General features: G+C 55.2%; 11 protein-coding genes. All 11 read right to left on the bottom strand.

All coding sequences use genetic code 11. From position 1 onward, the window contains the following. Positions 1–506: 506 nt before the first annotated feature. Positions 507–2,300, bottom strand: a complete 1,794-nt coding sequence (gene aspS, locus C6362_RS09005) for an aspartate--tRNA ligase (protein ID WP_014016972.1) — start codon at positions 2,298–2,300, stop codon at positions 507–509. Between the two features lie 7 nt (positions 2,301–2,307). After that, entirely contained in the window at positions 2,308–3,573 is a 1,266-nt protein-coding gene (gene hisS, locus C6362_RS09000) for a histidine--tRNA ligase (protein WP_014016973.1), read from the bottom strand. Further along, positions 3,574–5,028, bottom strand: coding sequence for a coproporphyrinogen dehydrogenase HemZ (gene hemZ, locus C6362_RS08995; protein ID WP_014016974.1), 1,455 nt, complete (start codon positions 5,026–5,028; stop codon positions 3,574–3,576). A gap of 1 nt (position 5,029) precedes the next feature. Continuing rightward, on the bottom strand, positions 5,030–5,557 hold the full coding sequence (locus C6362_RS08990; protein ID WP_014016975.1) for a Fur family transcriptional regulator: 528 nt from the start codon (positions 5,555–5,557) through the stop codon (positions 5,030–5,032). Then, positions 5,529–6,623, bottom strand: coding sequence for an AI-2E family transporter (locus C6362_RS08985; RefSeq protein ID WP_014016976.1), 1,095 nt, complete (start codon positions 6,621–6,623; stop codon positions 5,529–5,531). Before C6362_RS08985 ends, C6362_RS08990 begins: the two co-directional genes overlap by 29 nt. 3 nt (positions 6,624–6,626) lie before the next feature. Next, the gene (locus tag C6362_RS08980; RefSeq protein ID WP_014016977.1) at positions 6,627–7,262 is read right to left on the bottom strand and encodes an MBL fold metallo-hydrolase; all 636 of its coding nucleotides are present in this window, start codon (positions 7,260–7,262) and stop codon (positions 6,627–6,629) included. Between the two features lie 15 nt (positions 7,263–7,277). Continuing rightward, entirely contained in the window at positions 7,278–7,727 is a 450-nt protein-coding gene (gene dtd / locus C6362_RS08975) for a D-aminoacyl-tRNA deacylase (protein ID WP_014016978.1), read from the bottom strand. Further along, entirely contained in the window at positions 7,724–9,928 is a 2,205-nt protein-coding gene (locus C6362_RS08970) for a RelA/SpoT family protein (protein WP_014016979.1), read from the bottom strand. Before C6362_RS08970 ends, dtd begins: the two co-directional genes overlap by 4 nt. A gap of 15 nt (positions 9,929–9,943) precedes the next feature. Continuing rightward, positions 9,944–11,920, bottom strand: a complete 1,977-nt coding sequence (gene recJ / locus C6362_RS08965; RefSeq protein WP_041647315.1) for a single-stranded-DNA-specific exonuclease RecJ — start codon at positions 11,918–11,920, stop codon at positions 9,944–9,946. 331 nt (positions 11,921–12,251) lie between these two features. Further along, the gene (locus tag C6362_RS08960; protein WP_014016981.1) at positions 12,252–13,874 is read right to left on the bottom strand and encodes an EamA family transporter; all 1,623 of its coding nucleotides are present in this window, start codon (positions 13,872–13,874) and stop codon (positions 12,252–12,254) included. Between the two features lie 149 nt (positions 13,875–14,023). Further along, positions 14,024–17,539 (bottom strand): pyruvate:ferredoxin (flavodoxin) oxidoreductase, encoded by a 3,516-nt coding sequence (gene nifJ, locus C6362_RS08955; protein ID WP_014016982.1) that lies wholly within the window; start codon positions 17,537–17,539, stop codon positions 14,024–14,026. Positions 17,540–17,882: the final 343 nt, after the last annotated feature.

Raw genomic sequence — 17,882 nt, 5'->3', positions numbered from 1 at the left:
CCTGAATCCTGTACACAACCGGAATTTATGACGGACAACACTTGGTCGTAATACAATCATGAGTCTGTCGCGGCGAAGCTGCATCGGAGTCCGAAGAAAGGCTCACCATAATACCAGAACGGGCTGTGGTCAAATATCACAGCGGGCCGCCCTTTGGGACGGCCCCTACGAACCACGAACCACGAGCCACGAACCACGAGCCACGAACCACGAGCCACGAACCACGAGCCACGAGCCACGAATCACGAGCCACGAACCACGAGCCACGAGCCACGAATCACGAGCCACGAGCCACGAGCCACGAATCACGAGCCACGAACCACGAGCCACGAATCACGAGCCACGAACCACAAGCCACGAATCACGAACCACGAGCCACGAGCCACGAATCACGAGCCACGAACCACGAGCCACGAATCACGAGCCACGAACCACAAGCCACGAATCACGAACCACGAGCCACGAAAAAAAGCTTGCCGTTATACGACAAGCTTTTTTTCATCTCGTTATTTACTTACCAAGTCTTCTTCTACTTGGATGTGGAGTTCATGCAGCTGTTTTTTGGTAACTGTCGACGGAGCTTCGCTCATGGGGTCGATAGCGTTCTGGGTCTTCGGGAAAGCGATGACGTCGCGGATGGACTTGCGTTTGAGCATGAGCATGATCATGCGGTCCAGGCCGAAGGCCAGGCCACCGTGGGGCGGTGCACCGTATTCGAAGGCACGGAGGAGGAAGCCGAATTTCTGTTCTGCTTCTTCCGGTGTCAGGCCGATGGCCTTGAAGACGCGCTGCTGTACGTCCGGCTGGTAGATACGGAGGGAGCCGCCGCCGAGTTCGATGCCGTTGAGGACCAGGTCATAGGCCTTGGCATAGACGTGAGCCGGGTCTGTTTCCAGTTTGTCCAGGTCTTCATCGCGCATAGCTGTGAACGGATGGTGCATAGCAACATAGCGGTGTTCTTCTTCGCTGTATTCGAACATGGGGAAGTCGACGACCCACGTAAAGGCGAATTCGTTTTCGTCGATGAGATTCATGCGGCGGGCCATTTCTTTACGCAGTTCGCCCAGAGCGGCTGCGACGATTTTCGGTTTATCGGCGATCATGAGGACCAAGTCGCCTTTTTCAGCGCCGCAGGCCTTACCGATTTCGCGGAGCTTATCTTCACCAAAGAACTTCTTGATCTGCGATTTAAGCGTGCCGTCTTCGAGGAAGCCGATCCAGGCCAGGCCTTTTGCGCCGTAGTGGCTGACGTATTCGACGAGGCCGTCCAGTTCGCGGCGGGGAATATCAGCGTCACCTTTGACGTTGATGGCTTTGACCTGACCACCGTTATCGATGACGTTGCGGAAGACTTTGAAGTCCGTATCCTTGACAAGTTCTGTAATGTCGGTGAACTTCATGTCGAAGCGCAGGTCCGGCTTATCAGAGCCGTAGTTTGCCATGGCGTAGTCCCAGGTCATGCGGTGGATCGGGAGCTGGACGTCGTGGCCCAACGTTTCTTTGAAGATGTAGTGTACCATCTGTTCGACGAGGGTCAGGATTTCTTCCTGGTCCATGAAGGACATTTCCATGTCGAGCTGAGTAAATTCCGGCTGGCGGTCGGCGCGCAAGTCTTCATCGCGGAAGCAGCGGGCGATCTGGTAGTAGCGGTCCATACCGGAAATCATGAGCAGCTGTTTAAAAATCTGCGGCGACTGCGGCAGCGCATAGAATTTGCCTTCGTTGACACGGCTCGGTACGAGGTAGTCACGAGCGCCTTCTGGCGTGCTCTTGCAGAGTTCCGGCGTTTCGATGTCGATGAAACCGTGTTCGTTGAGGAACGTCCGCATGGCATGTTTTACTTTATGGCGCATAATGAGGTTCTTCTGCATTTCCGGACGACGCAAGTCGAGGTAACGGTATTTCAGGCGTATCTTTTCGTCGACGTCGATGTTGTCTTCAATGTAGAACGGCGGTGTCTTGGACGAATTGAGGATGCGCAGTTCTTCGCAGCGGATTTCGATAGTGCCCGTCTTCATCTTGGGGTTGATCGTATCTTTATCACGCATGCGGACGATACCGCGTACAGCCAGGACGTATTCTGTACGTACCTGTTCTGCTTTATCGAAAGAAACCTTTTCATAATCCGGCGAAGCGACGACCTGTACGATGCCCGTACGGTCGCGGAGATCGATGAAGATCAGTCCGCCGTGGTCGCGGCGGCGTTCTACCCAACCGGTCAAGACGACTTCTTTGCCGTTGTCCGCTTCACTTACTTCAGCGCAGTATTGGGAGCGGTGTAAACCTTCCATTGTATCCATTCGTAAATCATCCCTTCTTGTGTGTTTCCATATATGCAACAATCCCATCAAGGGGAACGCTGACTTGTTCTTTGCTGGCCATATTGCGGACCTGGGCTTCACCGGCGGCTAATTCATCTTCGCCGATGATGACCGTGTAATCGGCATGGAGCTTATTGGCCGATTTCATCTGGCCCTTCATGCTGCGGCCTAAGAGGTCGATTTCAGCATAGAGGCCCTTTTCGCGGAGCTGCTGCTGCAGTTCGAAGGCCTTGGTCTTGGCAGCATCGCCGAGGGCGACGATGAAGACGGGCTGTTTCTTTTCGACCGGCGGCAAGAGGCCCTGTTCCTTCAAGGTCAGGAGCAGCCGTTCCATGCCGATAGCAAAGCCGATGCCCGGTGTCGACGGACCGCCGACTTCTTCGATGAGGCCGTCGTAGCGGCCGCCGCCGCAGACCGTGCTCTGTGCGCCCAAGGGAGCGTACATGATTTCAAAGGCCGTATTGGTATAATAGTCGAGGCCGCGGACCAGGCGCGGGTCGAGGGTAAAGGGAATACCGATGGCTGTCAGATATTCCTGGACTTTGTGGAAATGTTCCTTGCAATCGTCGCAGAGATTATCTGTAATCAAGGGTACGCCCATCTGCATCATTTTTTCGCCGTCTTCTTTGCAGTCGAGGACGCGGAGCGGATTCTTTTCCAGCCGTTCGTTGCAGTCGTCGCAGAGCTGATCCCGTTTATCGGCAAAGAAATCGAGGAGCTTCTGGCGATAGACAGGACGGCATTTCGGGCAGCCGACAGAGTTGAGGTGCAGGACCAGATCGTTCAGGCCCAGTTCCCGGAAGAGCTGGAAGGCCATGGCGATGATTTCGGCATCGACAGCCGGGTCCTTGGAGCCGATTTCTTCGACGCCGAACTGGGTGAACTGGCGATAGCGGCCGGCCTGGGGACGGTCATGACGGAACATGGGCCCCATGTAGTAAAACTTGTGGACCTGCGGGTCGCCGTAGAGCTTATGTTCCAGGAAGGCCCGGACGACGGAAGCCGTATTTTCCGGGCGCAGGGTCATGCTGCGGCCGCCGCGGTCTTCAAAGGTATACATTTCCTTGGTGACGACGTCTGTCGTTTCCCCGATGCCGCGTAAAAATAATTCAGTACTTTCAAACATAGGCGTGCGGATTTCGCCGAAACCATAGAGCGAGCAGATCTGGCGGATCTTGGCTTCCAGCAGCTGCCACTCTGCCGTCTGTTCCGGCAGGAAATCCTGCGTGCCTCTCGGTGCAGTAATTGCCATTTAAACATCCTCTTTTCCGTATATGATAGCACACAAACGGCGGCGCTGGGCCATTTTCTCAGCCAGCGCCTGCACATATGCATCGACATCTTTCGGCATATACACCTTTTCCAAGGTGTGGCCGTCGCGGCAGAGGAACTTCGTCGCCCCGCCCGGTCCGGCTGCCAGGACGGACTGCCGCTCTTCCATCATTTCAATATTATAGGCACTGACGCTGCCCGGCAGGGCGTAGCCGATATTGGCGAAGCTGGCTGCCATGTACTTCTGACGGTACATATAATAGGGCACATAGCCGCTGCCGGTCAGGATGGACTGACAGAGGCGGACCATGCGGCCCGTTTCTTCGGCAGGCGGAATAGAAGCCCGCAATTCATGATGGAACAAAGGAGCCCGTTTTTTTAATGCTAACGTATGAATTGTAACATTTTCCGGGTGCAGTTTGCAAACAATTTCCATATTTTCCTGCATATCCGCCACGGTTTGCCCGGGAAGGCCGGCGATGAAGTCCATATTGATGACGGAAAATCCCAGCTTCCGGCAGTTTTCATACATGGTGTAAATCGCTTCGACGCTATGGCGCCGGCCCAGGGCATCGAGGAGGTGCTGCTGCAGGGTCTGGGGATTGACGCTGATGCGGTCGACGCCGGCCTTGCGGAGCATGGCCAGCATGTCCGGCGTCGCCGTATCAGGACGGCCCGCTTCGACCGTCCATTCGCGGGCTTCCGGGAAATTCCGGGCCAGCCGCGTCATCATCGCTTCCAGGACCGGCAGGGGCAGGCACGTCGGCGTCCCGCCGCCGACATAGAGCGACGTCACTTCCAGGTCATAGGTCCGGCACAAGTCGGCCAGGTCGTCGAGATCGGCCAGGACGGCATCGCGGAAAGCCGTAAGCGCTGCCTCCCCTTCCCTGCCGATGAGGCGCGACGGGAAGGAACAGTACAGGCAGTGGCTGGGGCAGTAAGGGATGCCGACGTATAAGGCCAATTTCCGCCCCCGACAGGTCACGTAAGGCCGCTGCAGGCGGGCCATGGCCACCAGGTCCCGGGCCGTAGCCGGCGCGACGTGATACGACGTCTGCAAGGCTTTTTCGGCCTGGTCGTCAGTAAAGCCCTGGTCGAACAGGTGGTGGACCAGCTTCGTCGGCCGCACGCCGATGAGCGTCCCCCACGGACCCGGGCCATGGCCGGAAAAGCGGTTGTGCCAGTGGATGAGGCAGTCCTTGAGGGCGTCCCGTGCCCGGACCCCTGGCAAGAGGCGGGCTTCAGAGAACCAGGGTTCCCCGCCATCCTGGAAGGTACAGCTCAGATAGAGGTGGCCGCCGTCATCGCGGACGGTAACGGCCGCCCCGACGTCGCGGATTTCCCGGCCGCCGACATAGCCCAGCGACGCCATGACCTGGCCGACCAGGGCGTGGAGCCCCTCGGGCCCGTCATAGGTATAGGTCTGGACAGACATGTTATTCCGCTTCTTTCGCAGCTGCTTCCTTGGCCGCTTCTTCTGCCCGCTTCTTCTGGCAGTCTTCACAGTAGCCATAGACTTTCAGCTGATGGTCGACGGTGTGGAAGTGGAGGCGTTTTTCCAGGATCGTTTCCAGTGTTTCCAGGAGGTCGTCTTCACATTCCCAGACCTTGCCGCAGCCCAGGCAGATGAGGTGATGATGGAAATGGCCTTCATTGTCGCGGTCATTCAATTCGTAGCGGCTGCAGCCGTCGTCGAAGTCGAGTTTCTTCAAGAGGTCCATCTGGGTGAACAGGTCCAGCGTCCGGTAGACCGTAGCCAGGCCGATGTCGGGCGCCGTCTTCTTGACGAGTTCGAAGACTTCTTCGGCGCTCATGTGGCGGATCGGGCTTTCGACGAAGGCCCGCAGGATGATCTGACGCTGGGAAGTCATCTTGCACTTCTTGAACTTGATCTTTTCTTTCATGCGCTTCATCATGGTTTCCATGATTTCTTTTTTATTGGTTTCTGTTTTCGTTGTTTCCATTGTGCTTCATCGCCTTTTCTTTATATGTATTGTAGAACCATAAATGTTTACACAGAATCTGTAGCACTGCCGTCACCGGGACAGTAAGGATCATGCCGGCTACGCCAAAGAGGGTCCCGCCGATGAGCAGGGCGATGACGATGACGACCGGATGCAGGCTGATGACGGCCCCCATGACCTGAGGCATGATGAGGTGGCTGTCGATCTGCTGGATGACGATATAGAAGATGATGACTTTGATCGGCAGGGACAGGCTGACTGTCGCACTGAGCAGGATGGCCGGCACGGCGCCGACGATAGGCCCGACGATGGGGATCCATTCGGTAATGGCCGCCAAAAGTCCGATGACCATGGGATAAGGTACGCCCATAGCCCACATGCCGAGGAAGGTCAGCGTCGCAATGATACAGCTCATGAGGATCTGGCCGCGGATGTAACGGCTCAGGACGTGCTGTATTTCCTGGAAGAGCCCGGCCAGGTGGCTGCGGTAACTTTCGGGGAAGATGTCGACGAAAATCCTGACCATATGGCCGCCGTCTTTCATGAAATAAAAGGTAATGATCGGTACGACGAAAAATTCGACGACTGTCCCGGCAATGGCAAAGACCGACTGGATGAGGTTGGTAATGCCGTCGATGCCGTAATTGCCGACTTTGACGAAGGCGTCGTTGATGATCTTCTTGACCTGGTCGGGAATATAGAACTGGGTCTGCTCATTTTCAAGCTGCGTCACCAGAGCCGCCGTCTGGCTGACCAAATCGTTGAAGTTGGCTGCCAGTAAATTGACCTGGACGACCAGCGGTTTGACGATGCTGTTGGTAATGACCGTCACGATGACGATGAGGATGACGAAGGAAATGAGGATGGCTATATCGATGGGTACCTGGCGTCCCGTAAGGCGGCGCAGTCCCTTGATGACGCCATCGCGTATCGGCATGAGGATGAATGTCAGGATCAGGGAGATGACGACGGGCCAGTAGACGGCGTGGACCGTCAGGAACAAGGCCCCGGCCAGGACGGCCAGGGTGACGCGCATCCAAAATTCCGCTCCCTTATAGGCAGTCATGGTTTACCAGCCTCCGTCCAGGAAGGGATTGCCCCGCCGTTCGTCACCGATGGACGTGGCCGGGCCATGGCCGGGCAGGACCAGCGTATTGTCGGGCAAGGTCATGAGCTTCGTTTCCAGGCTGTGGAGCAAGGTCTTCGACGAACCGCCGTAGAGGTCAGTACGGCCGACGGAATAGCGGAACAGTGTGTCGCCGGAAAAGACGACGCCTTCGCCGTACAGGCTGAGGCCGCCCGGCGTGTGGCCCGGCGTTTCCAGGACCGTGAAGTGCAGGTTCCCCAGGGTCAGTTCATCGCCGTCCTTGACCAGGTGGTCGGCCGACGTACATTCGATGGCCTGGCCCATGAACAGGGACAGGTTGTTGTGCGAATTGGAAATGAGGTCGGCATCGCCGGCGCCGACGTAGACCGGTACATTCTTGCGCTGGCGCAGTTCCTGCAGGGCGCCGATATGGTCGGCATGGCCGTGAGTCAGGAAGATGAACCGCAGCGTCAGGCCATGGCTGGTCAGGGCCTTGTCGATGGCCGGATAGTCCCAGGCCGGGTCGACGACCATGGCGTCTTTCGTATCCGTATCGTAGACGATATAACAATTGGTCATGATAGGACCGAGTTCCATATTGATATATTTCATGCTCATATACACATTTCCCCCTTAAAAGGTTTTCTGGCTGTCCAAGAGGATGGTCACGGGCCCGTCGTTCTCCAGGGATACGACCATGTGGGTCCGGAAACGGCCTGTCGCCACGGGTACCCCGAAGGCGCGGACAGCGTCGACGAACTGATTGTACAGGGCTTCAGCCTGTTCAGGCCTGGCCGCTTCGATATAACTGGGACGGCGGCCGTGGCGGGCATCGCCGTACAAGGTGAATTGCGAAATGACCAGCATCTCCCCGCCTTCATCGAGGAGGGAGTGATTGAGTTTCCCCTGGTCATCTTCAAAGATCCGCAAGTGGACGATCTTATCGGCCAGGTAGCGGACGTCATCGTCTGTATCCTTGACGGACACGCCCAGGAGGACCGTCAGGCCGCTGCCGGCCTGCCCTGCCAAGACGCCGTCCGACGTCACAGAGGACTTCAAGGTCTTTTGTACGACAGCTCTCATGCCTGGCTCCCTCCCGTATAGCGTTCGACGGCATAGACATCCTTCAGGCGGCGTATCTTGGTGGCGACAAATTCGAACTGGGCCAGGTCCTTGATGCTGATGCCCATGTGGATGGTGACGTTCTTGGTATCGCTGGTCTTGGCGTTGACGCTGAGGATGGAAATCTTCATTTCCGCCAGGGTGGCCATGATTTCGGCCATGATGCCCGTGCGGTCGTAGGCGACGATTTCCATGTTCACTTCAAAGCGTTCGTTGCCGTCGTAATCCCATTCGACGTCGATGAGGCGGTCTACGTCATTCTGGCCGTGGGTGACATTCGGGCAGTCGGCGCGATGGACGGAGACGCCGCGGCCGCGGGTGATGAAGCCGATGATGGGGTCGCCCGGTACAGGACTGCAGCACTTGGCCAGGCGGACCAAGAGGCCCGGTTCGCCTTTGACCAGGATGCCCGTGCCGTTGTGCTTGACAGGCTTCTTGGTCTTGAGTTTTTCCAGGGCTGCCAGGCTGTTGGTCTTTTCTTCCTGCTTCTGCAGGTCTTTCTTGTGCAGTTCCAGGAGCTTGATGAGGACCGTATTGACGGCAAAGCCGCCGTAACCGACAGCGGCGACCAGGTCGTCTTCGGAGCCGGCATTCATCTGCTTGGCCACGCGGCCCAGGCGGCCGCCGACGTTGAGGGCTTTCCAGTCATGGCCCAGGCGCTTACATTCCCGTTCCAGCGCATCCAGGCCTTTGGCGATGTTTTCTTCGCGGTTTTCCTTCTTGAACCAGCTGCGGATCTTCGAGCGGCTTTCGGAGCTGCCGACGATGTTCAGCCAGTCCAGGCTGGGCTTGCCCACTTTGGACGTAATGATTTCGACGATGTCGCCGTTCTTCAATTTATAATCCAAGGGGACGATCTTGCCGTTGATCTTGGCGCCGACGCAGCGGTGGCCGACGTCGGTATGGATGCGGTAGGCGAAGTCGATGGGAATAGCCCCCTGGGGCAGGTCGATGACATCGCCCCGCGGCGAAAAAACGAAGACTTCGTCGGAAAAAGCATCGAGCTTGAGGGCATTGACAAATTCCTTGGGATTGCTCGTATCCTGCCATTCCAGGAGGTTGCGCAGCCAGCCCATCTTTTCATCGAAAGCGTCCTTATTGGCCGTCTGGTTGCCTTCTTTATACCGCCAGTGGGCGGCGACGCCGTATTCGGCGATGCGGTGCATTTCCCAGGTGCGGATCTGGATCTCGACGGGCTGCCCCCGCGTCCCGATGACCGTCGTGTGCAGGGACTGATAGTTATTGGGCTTGGGCATGGCGATGTAGTCCTTGAAGCGGTACGGCAAGGGCTTCCACAGGCTGTGGACGATGCCCAGGACGCCGTAACAGTCCTTGACGTCGTCGACGATGACGCGGATGGCGAAAAGGTCATAGACCTGGCTCAAGTCGCGGTTATCTTTCTTCATCTTCTTATAAATGCTGTAAAAATGCTTGGGCCGGCCGTTGATTTCGCAATGGATATGGGCTTCGTCGAGGGCCTTCTTGAGGACGTCGATGGCTTCGTTGACGATTTCTTCGCGGACGTGGCGCTTCTGCTTCATCTGGTCGACGAGGTCATAGTATTTATCCGGTTCGAGATAGCGGAAGGACAGATCTTCCAGTTCCCATTTGATATTGAAGATCCCCAAGCGGTGGGCCAGGGGCGCAAAGATTTCCAGCGTTTCCTGGGCGATGCGCTTCTGCTTGTCGCTGCGCATGTAGCGCAGGGTCCGCATGTTGTGCAGGCGGTCGGCGAGCTTGATGACGACGACGCGCACGTCCTTGGCCATGGCCAGGAACATCTTGCGCATGCTGTTGAGCTGCTGATCTTCTTTGGTACGGTAATTGAGACGGCTCAATTTGGTGACGCCGTCGACGAGGAAGGCCACTTCCTTGCCGAACATCTTCTTGAGGTCGTCCAGGGTATACGACGTATCTTCGACGACATCGTGGAGGAGCGACGCCGTAATGGTCGTCGTGTCTATTTTCATATCTGCCAGTATCTGTGCCACCGCCAGGGGATGCAGGATATACGGCTCCCCGCTGACGCGGCGCTGGTCCTTATGGGCCTCTTCGGCCAGCTGGTAGGCTTTGGTCACATCATCGCATTTGGCCTTAGGCAAATACGAATGTATCGTATCGATGAGGTGTTTAAATTCGACATCTTTATCTTTAAATTCCATAATATGAAGACCTCCTTACTCCTTGCAGTACAATTCATACGTCGGCGACGCATGGAGATCCATTTTCCCCGCAAGGATAGGAAAATAATAAGCTGGGCCGTCGTCATCATGGCGCACTTTGAGGACGCCGATTTCCCGCAGGACGACGATGGCAGCATAAATGGTGTGGACGTCGTAGCAGTCCCCCTGGGCCGCAGCCAGACGGCGGCGGACCTGCCAGACCGGCATGCCCCAGTCGGGGATGCACTTCTTGAGGGCCATGTAGATATCGACCATGACCGCCCGATTGAGGACGATATGGCGATGGGGCAGGTGGACGTCCTGGATGACCAGCTGCGGCGACGACAGGCCATTGAAGTCGTTCCGTTCGAGCTGGAAGGCCACGTCGATGACATCGCCTTCGACGATGGCGTCACACAGGCCGGCCTGGGACCAGGCCACGCCGGAAAGGCGCGTCCTGTCGGCTCCGCGGGCGACGAGGCGGACGTGCTGCTTTTCCCGGCCGATGGGCCGGATTTCTTCTACCACCGCCCCGGTCAGGGAAAAGACGGGCCGGCTGTTGCCCATGCCATACGGTTCCAGGCGGGCCAGTTCGGCAATGAGGTCCAGCGTCACCTCCGCCGGTTCCAGTTCCTTGTCGATGTGGACCAAGGGGATGTAATCAGCCGCCGTCATGTGGGCTGCGGCATAATCGAGCAGGCGCTGGCGCAGGGCCTCGATATTCTCGGCCTTGACGGAAAAGCCTGCTGCCATGGTGTGGCCGCCGAACTGGATGAGCAGGTCCTGGGCATACTGCAGGGCTTCGTACATATTGAAACCGCTGATGCTGCGGCACGAGCCCTTGCCGATGCCGTCGCGGACGGTGATGACCAGGGATGGCCGGTAGTACGTTTCCACCAGGCGCGATGCGGCAATGCCGATGACGCCGACGTGCCAGCCCTGGTGATAGGCGATGAGGACGCCGTCGCGTCCCCTCCCCTGCCCTTCGATCTGAGCGATGGCTTCCTGGGCAATGGTGTGCTCGATGTCCTGGCGCTCTGTGTTGAGATGGCTCAGTTCGGCCGCATCGGCCGCAGCCTTAGCCGCATCGGTCTCCAGGAGCAGTTCGACGCCTTTCGTGGCATGGCTGATACGGCCAGCCGCATTGAGACGCGGCGCTGCCGTAAAGGCGATGCGGCCGGCCGTGATGTCCCTGCCGCTCAGATTCGACGCGTCGAGGAGAGCTTTGATGCCTATCCGCTTCCCTTCTTTCATAGCCGTCAGGCCATGGCGGACGAGGATGCGGTTCTCCCCGGTCAGCGGGACCAGATCGGCAATGGTCCCCAAGGCGGCCAGGTCAGCATAGCCCGGCAGGTCCTCCTGGCAGTGATGCTGCCACAAGGCCCGGCAGAGGACGTAGGCCACGCCGGCTCCGGCCAGCTCCTTGAAGGGATAAGGGCAGCCGTCCTGCTTGGGATTGAGGACGGCCAGGGCCGGCGGAATCAGGTCCGGCGGCTCGTGATGATCCGTAATAATCATATCCAGGACCGGTGAGAACTGCCGGACCAGGTCGTATGACGAAATGCCGCAGTCGACGGTGATGAGCAGATCCGCCTGCCGGCTCAGCTGGTCCAAGGCCCCTTCGTTAAGGCCGTAGCCTTCGCTCTCCCTCTCAGGGATATAGAACTGCGGCGACGCACCCAGGTCGCGGAGGACGGAATAAACAAGAGACGTCGACGTAATGCCGTCGACGTCATAGTCCCCATAGATGACGATGCGCTGGTTTTCGGTTATGGCCTGTTCCAGCCGCTGCACGGCCGCGTCCATGCCCTTCATCAAAAAAGGGTCAGCCATATCGGCCAGGGTATCATGAAGAAAATGACTGGCTTCGCCGGCATCGGCAATGCCGCGATTGGCCAGTACCTGTGCTAAGACCGGAGAGATATGTAATTGTTCGGTCAAAGCCTGTATGAGCCCGCTGTCCGGACGGCCGAATTGCCATCGTTTCTCCATAGCTATCACAACACATTCTCAGGAATAATCACTATCAATAAGTCATCTCTTATTTTATCACTTTCTATTCTCAAAATAAAGACTAAATCTATCGCTCCTTGCCATTATTTGTTAATTTTGAGAAAATTTAAGATTTGTTTAAATTTGAAGTATAAAAAAAGCGCTGTCGTATAAAGACAGCGCTTTTTGGAGTTTGAAGTTTGATGTTTGATGTGGATGGGACAAACTTTAAAAGTCATTGCCTCAAACATCATACATCAAACCTCAAGCATTTAAGAAAAGGGCCATGCATGATGGAAAAAACCTTCGTGCGACAGCCCCTACTACAAACTCACGATTCGGCCGCTGCCGCCGGTGTGGAGATGGCGTTGTGGTCGGCTGCGGGGTTGATGTCCTCTTTGGAGATGGTCAGGCGGTGCTGAGCGGCCTGCAAGATGAGGTCGGCGGTCTTGACGACGCCGTAGTCACTGGACTTGAGGCTCAAGTCGTAGTTGGCGCCATAGCCCCAATAGGAGTCGGTGCAGTACATGCAGTGGTCGCGCCGTTCGTGATTGACGTGGTTGCGGATTTTCCGCGCCTTGTCGGCATCGACGTGTTCCCGGAGCATGATGCGCTGGATGGCCCAGTCCGGGTCGGACGAAATGAAGACGTTGAACGTATTCGGCCGTTTGCGCAGGATGTAGTTGGCCAGGCGGCCAACGATGACGCAGGATTTCCCAGCCGTCAGGCCCTGGATGACTTCCGCTTCATCGCGGAACATTTCCTGCTGCTTCGATTCATAGCCCGATGCATAGTGGATGTAATCATCATAGACCTTGGTCAGCAAGGGCCCGAGGAGACGCTTGCGGTCTTTGCACCAAGCAGCGAAGGTCTGAGGATGCTCTTTGCGGGTCAAATTGAGGATTTCCGTATCGTAATACGGGATACCGAGCTGACGGGCGACGAGCTTGCCAATATTGCGGCCGCCGCTGCCGTATTCACGGGAAATCGTAATGACCAAGGGGCTTTCTGTATCTTCCTTGATCCAAGCCGGATGGTTTTCGCGGCCTTCGATTTCGCCGATAGCATGGTGGCGGAAGAGCAAGTGTTCAATCGGCCCTGCCATGGTGCAGCCCAGAAGGATCAGCGCCAAGCCGACGACGGCATTGACCGTAATCGGTTCCGACAAGATGATGGCCGACAAGATCAAGGCGATAATCGGCTTAATGAAGAAGGCAAAGGACGCATTGGACGGACCTGTCAGTTCGACGGCCTTCATGAAACACAGATAGCCGAAGCCCGTGACGACTAAGGAACAGTAAATAAGGGACCACACGGTATGAGAATCAATACCGGCCACAATGGGATCGCCGTGGAACAAGAGGAGGAAAAGCAGAAAGACGCAGCCGATAAGAAAGCTGAAGGCATTTTCTACATTGCCGCCCAGTTTTTCAATACGCAGTTTCCCCAGCGTCGTGTAAAGGGCAAAGGAAACGGCAGCTGCCAGTGATACGAGCAAGCCGATATTGCCGCTGCGGATAATAGCCATGGGATTAGCGACGATGACCAGGCCGATAAGGCTCAAGACCAGGGTAATGGCCTTCTTGCGGGTAAAGGCTTCGTGAATAATGAAATACGAGAAAATCATGACAAAAATCGGATTACTGGAGAAGACAATGGCTGCCAGGCCGGCATTGGCCATGTTGACCCCGATCTGGAAGAAGATCATGCTGAAACAGATGTTGATCAGCCCGAGGACAGCCAAATACCCCCAATCGGAACGATCGAGGTGGATGCTGCGCTTCTTCACATCGCGGATAGCCAGCGGCATGAGCAACAGCCCGCCGACGAGGAACCTGAGAAAGGTCAGCTGGAAAGGCGTGAACGCCGTCCCGGCAATCTTCAAGGAGATTTCCATCGTACCAAAGGCTATGGCCGTTAGGACAATACATAACGTACCCAATTTAGATGACATACAGAAAGACCCCTTTCTAAGTGGTTCTTAAAAACACGCTTTATTATATACCCATTGATAAGGGATGGCAATAAAAAAAGACCCCGCATGAGGGTCGAAACCTTCATGCGGGGCCTTTCTTCTATTCTCATGCAGCGAGTGCAATCAAATTAGTCTTCAAAACCCTTCTGTAAACGTACATAGGATTCGCGACGAGCTTTAGCGTCTGCTTCTGTCTTAGCATAGAGAGCGTCTGCTTCTTCCGGGAAGCCTTTCTTAAGGGAAGCATAACGAACTTCACCCTGTAAGAATTCCTGGAATTTGCTGTAATCCGGTTCTTTGGAGTCGAGGCTGAACGGATTCTTGCCCTGAGCTTTGAGATCCGGGTTGTAACGGAAGAGATCCCAGTAACCGCATTCGACAGCGAGTTTTTCTTCGAGCTGGCTCTTGCCCATGCCTTTACGGATGCCGTGGTTAATGCAAGGAGCGTAGCAGATAACCAGGGACGGGCCATGGTAAGCTTCAGCTTCCGTCATAGCTTTCATGAGCTGGTTCTTATCAGCACCCATAGCTACCTGAGCTACATATACATAGCCGTAGGAAATAGCCATCATGCCGAGGTCCTTCTTCTTCGTGCGTTTGCCGGCAGCAGCGAACTGAGCGATTGCTGCAGTCGGGGTAGCTTTAGAGGACTGACCGCCAGTGTTGGAGTAAACTTCAGTATCGAGGACGAGAACGTTGACGTCGTGGTCGGAAGCGAGGACGTGGTCAACACCGCCGTAACCGATATCGTAGGACCAGCCGTCACCACCGATGATCCACTGGCTACGTTTAACGAAGAACTGTTTCTTAGCGAGGAAGTCTTCGAGAACCGGTTTGCCAGCAGCTTCTTTTTCGAGGAGAGCTGTCAGTTTGTCAGCGCGTTCACGAGAGCCTTCGCCTTCGTTCATGTTAGCAGCCCAGTCGCTGAGTGCAGCCTGGAGTTCCGGAGAAGCAACGGCTTTAGCAGCGTCGAGGTTTTCAGCCAAGTCTTTGCGGACTTTGTCTACGCCGAGGAACATGCCGAGACCAAATTCAGCAGCATCTTCGAAGAGGCTGTTTGCCCAAGCCGGGCCATGGCCAGCAGCGTTCATGGTGTACGGGGAAACCGGAGCGGATGCACCCCAAATGGAGGAGCAGCCAGTAGCATTTGCAATCATCATGCGATCGCCGAAGAGCTGCGTGATGAGTTTGACATACGGTGTTTCACCGCAGCCTGCGCATGCACCGGAGAATTCGAGGAGCGGAGTTTCGAACTGAGAACCGATGACGGTCTTCTTGTTCTGCGGGTTAGCTTTCGGAGCAACCTGTTCCGTACCATAGTACCAGAGATCCATCTTCTGACGTTCTTCGTCGGTGTTCGGAACCATCGTGAGGGCCTGAACCGGGCAGACGTTTACGCAGGAACCGCATTCGAGGCAGTCGAGCTGGTCAACGATGATGGAAACATGATACTGTTTGCCGGATTTAGCTTTAGCAGCCGTCTGGAAGCCAGCTGGAGCAGCTTTGAGTTCTTCGTCAGTCGTGAGGACCGGACGGATGGTTGCGTGCGGGCAAACGAAGGAGCACTGCATGCAGCCGATACATTTTTCAGCATCCCAGGAAGGAACGTGGAGAGCCGGGCCTGCTTTTTCGAATTTAGCAGTGCCGGAAGGCATAGTGCCATCTTCGCGGCCAGCAAATGCGGAAACCGGGAGATCGTCGCCAACCTGTTCGAGCATCGGTTTTGCAACTTCCGTGAAGTACTTCGTAGCCGGGCGGCCTTCGACGACTTCGTCTTTAGCGTCAGCCCAGGAAGCCGGATAGTTAACTTCATGGAATTCTTTGATACCAGCATCAACAGCGCCGTTGTTCATGTCAACGACTTTCTGGCCTTTCTTGCCATAGCTCTTGACGATGGAGTCTTTCAAGTATTTAACGGCATCATCGATAGGAATGATCTTAGCAAGTGCGAAGAATGCAGCCTGCATGACCATGTTGATACGAGTGCCGAGGCCGAGTTTCTGACCAATAGCGTCACCATTCAAGGTGTAGAATTTAACATGATGTTTAGCGATGGAACGTTTGATGCGAGCCGGAAGTTCTTTTTCCAGTTCTTCATCAGTCCAGGTGCAGTTCAGCATGAATGTGCCGCCGTCTTTAATGCCGCGGAGGACATCAAAACGTTTGATGTAGGACTGACGATGGCAAGCGATGTAGTCAGCTGCGTCGATGAGGTACGGCATATCGATCGGGCGAGTACCGAAACGCAGGTGAGAAATGGTTACGCCGCCGGATTTCTTGGAGTCATAAGCGAAGTATGCCTGAGCATACATGTCGGTGTGGTCACCGATGATCTTGATAGCGGATTTGTTAGCGCCGACAGTACCATCAGAACCGAAGCCCCAGAACTTGCAGGACGTAAGGCCAGTCGTGTCAAGCGGCATTTTCGGTTCGCGCGGAAGGCTGAGGTTGGTAACGTCGTCGTTGATAGCCAACGTGAAGCCGTTGAGCGGATGTTCTTTCTTGAGTTCTTTGAAGACAGCGAGGAAGTCTTCCGGAAGAACGTCCTTGGAGCCCATACCGGTACGGCCGCCGATAACGTCGATGTTGAGGTTTTCTTCAGTTACGAAGCCAACGATATCGAGGTAGAGCGGTTCGCCGAGGGAGCCCGGTTCTTTCGTGCGGTCGATGACAGCAATCTTCTTAACTGTTTTCGGAAGAACGTTGAGGAGGTATTTGTTGGAGAACGGACGATAGAGGTGAACGTTGATGGCACCGACTTTTTCGCCCTGGCTCTGCAAGTATTCGACAGTCTGTTTAGCGACGTCGGAGAGAGAACCCATGGAAACGACAACGTATTCAGCATCCGGAGCACCGTAGTAGTTGAACGGTTTGTACGTACGGCCCGTGATTTCAGAAACTTTGTCCATGTAGTCAGCTACGATATCCGGCATAGCGTCATAGAATTTGTTGGAAGCTTCTGTGTGCTGGAAGTATACGTCCGGGTTTTCTGCAGTGCCGCGGATTTCCGGCTGATCCGGGTTGAGGGCACGTTTGCGGAATGCTTCGATAGCGTCCCAGTCAACGAGTTTCTTGAAGTTTTCGAAGTCCATGACTTCAACTTTCTGGATTTCGTGGGAAGTACGGAAACCATCGAAGAAGTTGATGAACGGCAGGGAACCTTTGATTGCTGCCAAATGAGCGACACCACCGAGATCCATGACTTCCTGAACATTGGATTCGGCCAAGAGACAGCAGCCTGTTGCACGAGCAGACATAACGTCCTGATGGTCACCGAAGATGTTCAGTGCATGGTTAGCCAAAGCACGAGCAGCTACGTGGAATACGCCCGGGAGGAGTTCACCGGCAACTTTGTACATGTTCGGGATCATGAGGAGGAAGCCCTGAGATGCCGTGTACGTAGTTGTCAAAGCACCAGCCTGTAAAGAACCGTGGAATGCGCCAGCTGCGCCAGCTTCGGACTGCATTTCAACAACGTTGACTTTGTGGCCGAAGATGTTTTTCATGCCAGCGGCTGCCCAATCATCGACATGTTCTGCCATAGGAGAAGACGGCGTGATCGGATAAATTGCGGCAACTTCAGTAAATGCATAGGACACCCATGCAGCTGCTTCGTTACCATCCATGGTTTTAAATTTGCTCATAGATAAAACACGCTCCTTAAATAAAAGTATACTTTCAATATGGAAACACCATACTGATAGGCTTAAGAAAGCTATAAAGACGTTCTGTTGCATCCTCATACGGGCGGCGCGGACACCATCACCCAGGTTCCATGGATGACTTTTGTTCACGTATCGTCCATACACGTCCCTACCTTGAAAAAAATGCAATGAAAAGTGGGAAGGTTCAACAATATTCAAAAAAAGTATTGCTAATATTCTCAATCTGTAATACTATTATAGTGATATTACAGATTTGCACACCAACATGCCTTTTGAAGCTTGCTGACCATCACAAACCGAACGACTTTGTAACTTTTTCTTA

Origin of the sequence: Megasphaera elsdenii DSM 20460, assembly GCF_003010495.1 — a bacterium.
In the GTDB taxonomy this organism is placed as follows: domain Bacteria; phylum Bacillota; class Negativicutes; order Veillonellales; family Megasphaeraceae; genus Megasphaera; species Megasphaera elsdenii.
Note: the sequence above shows the minus strand (reverse complement) of the source record. Positions and strands in the feature narration are given on the sequence as shown.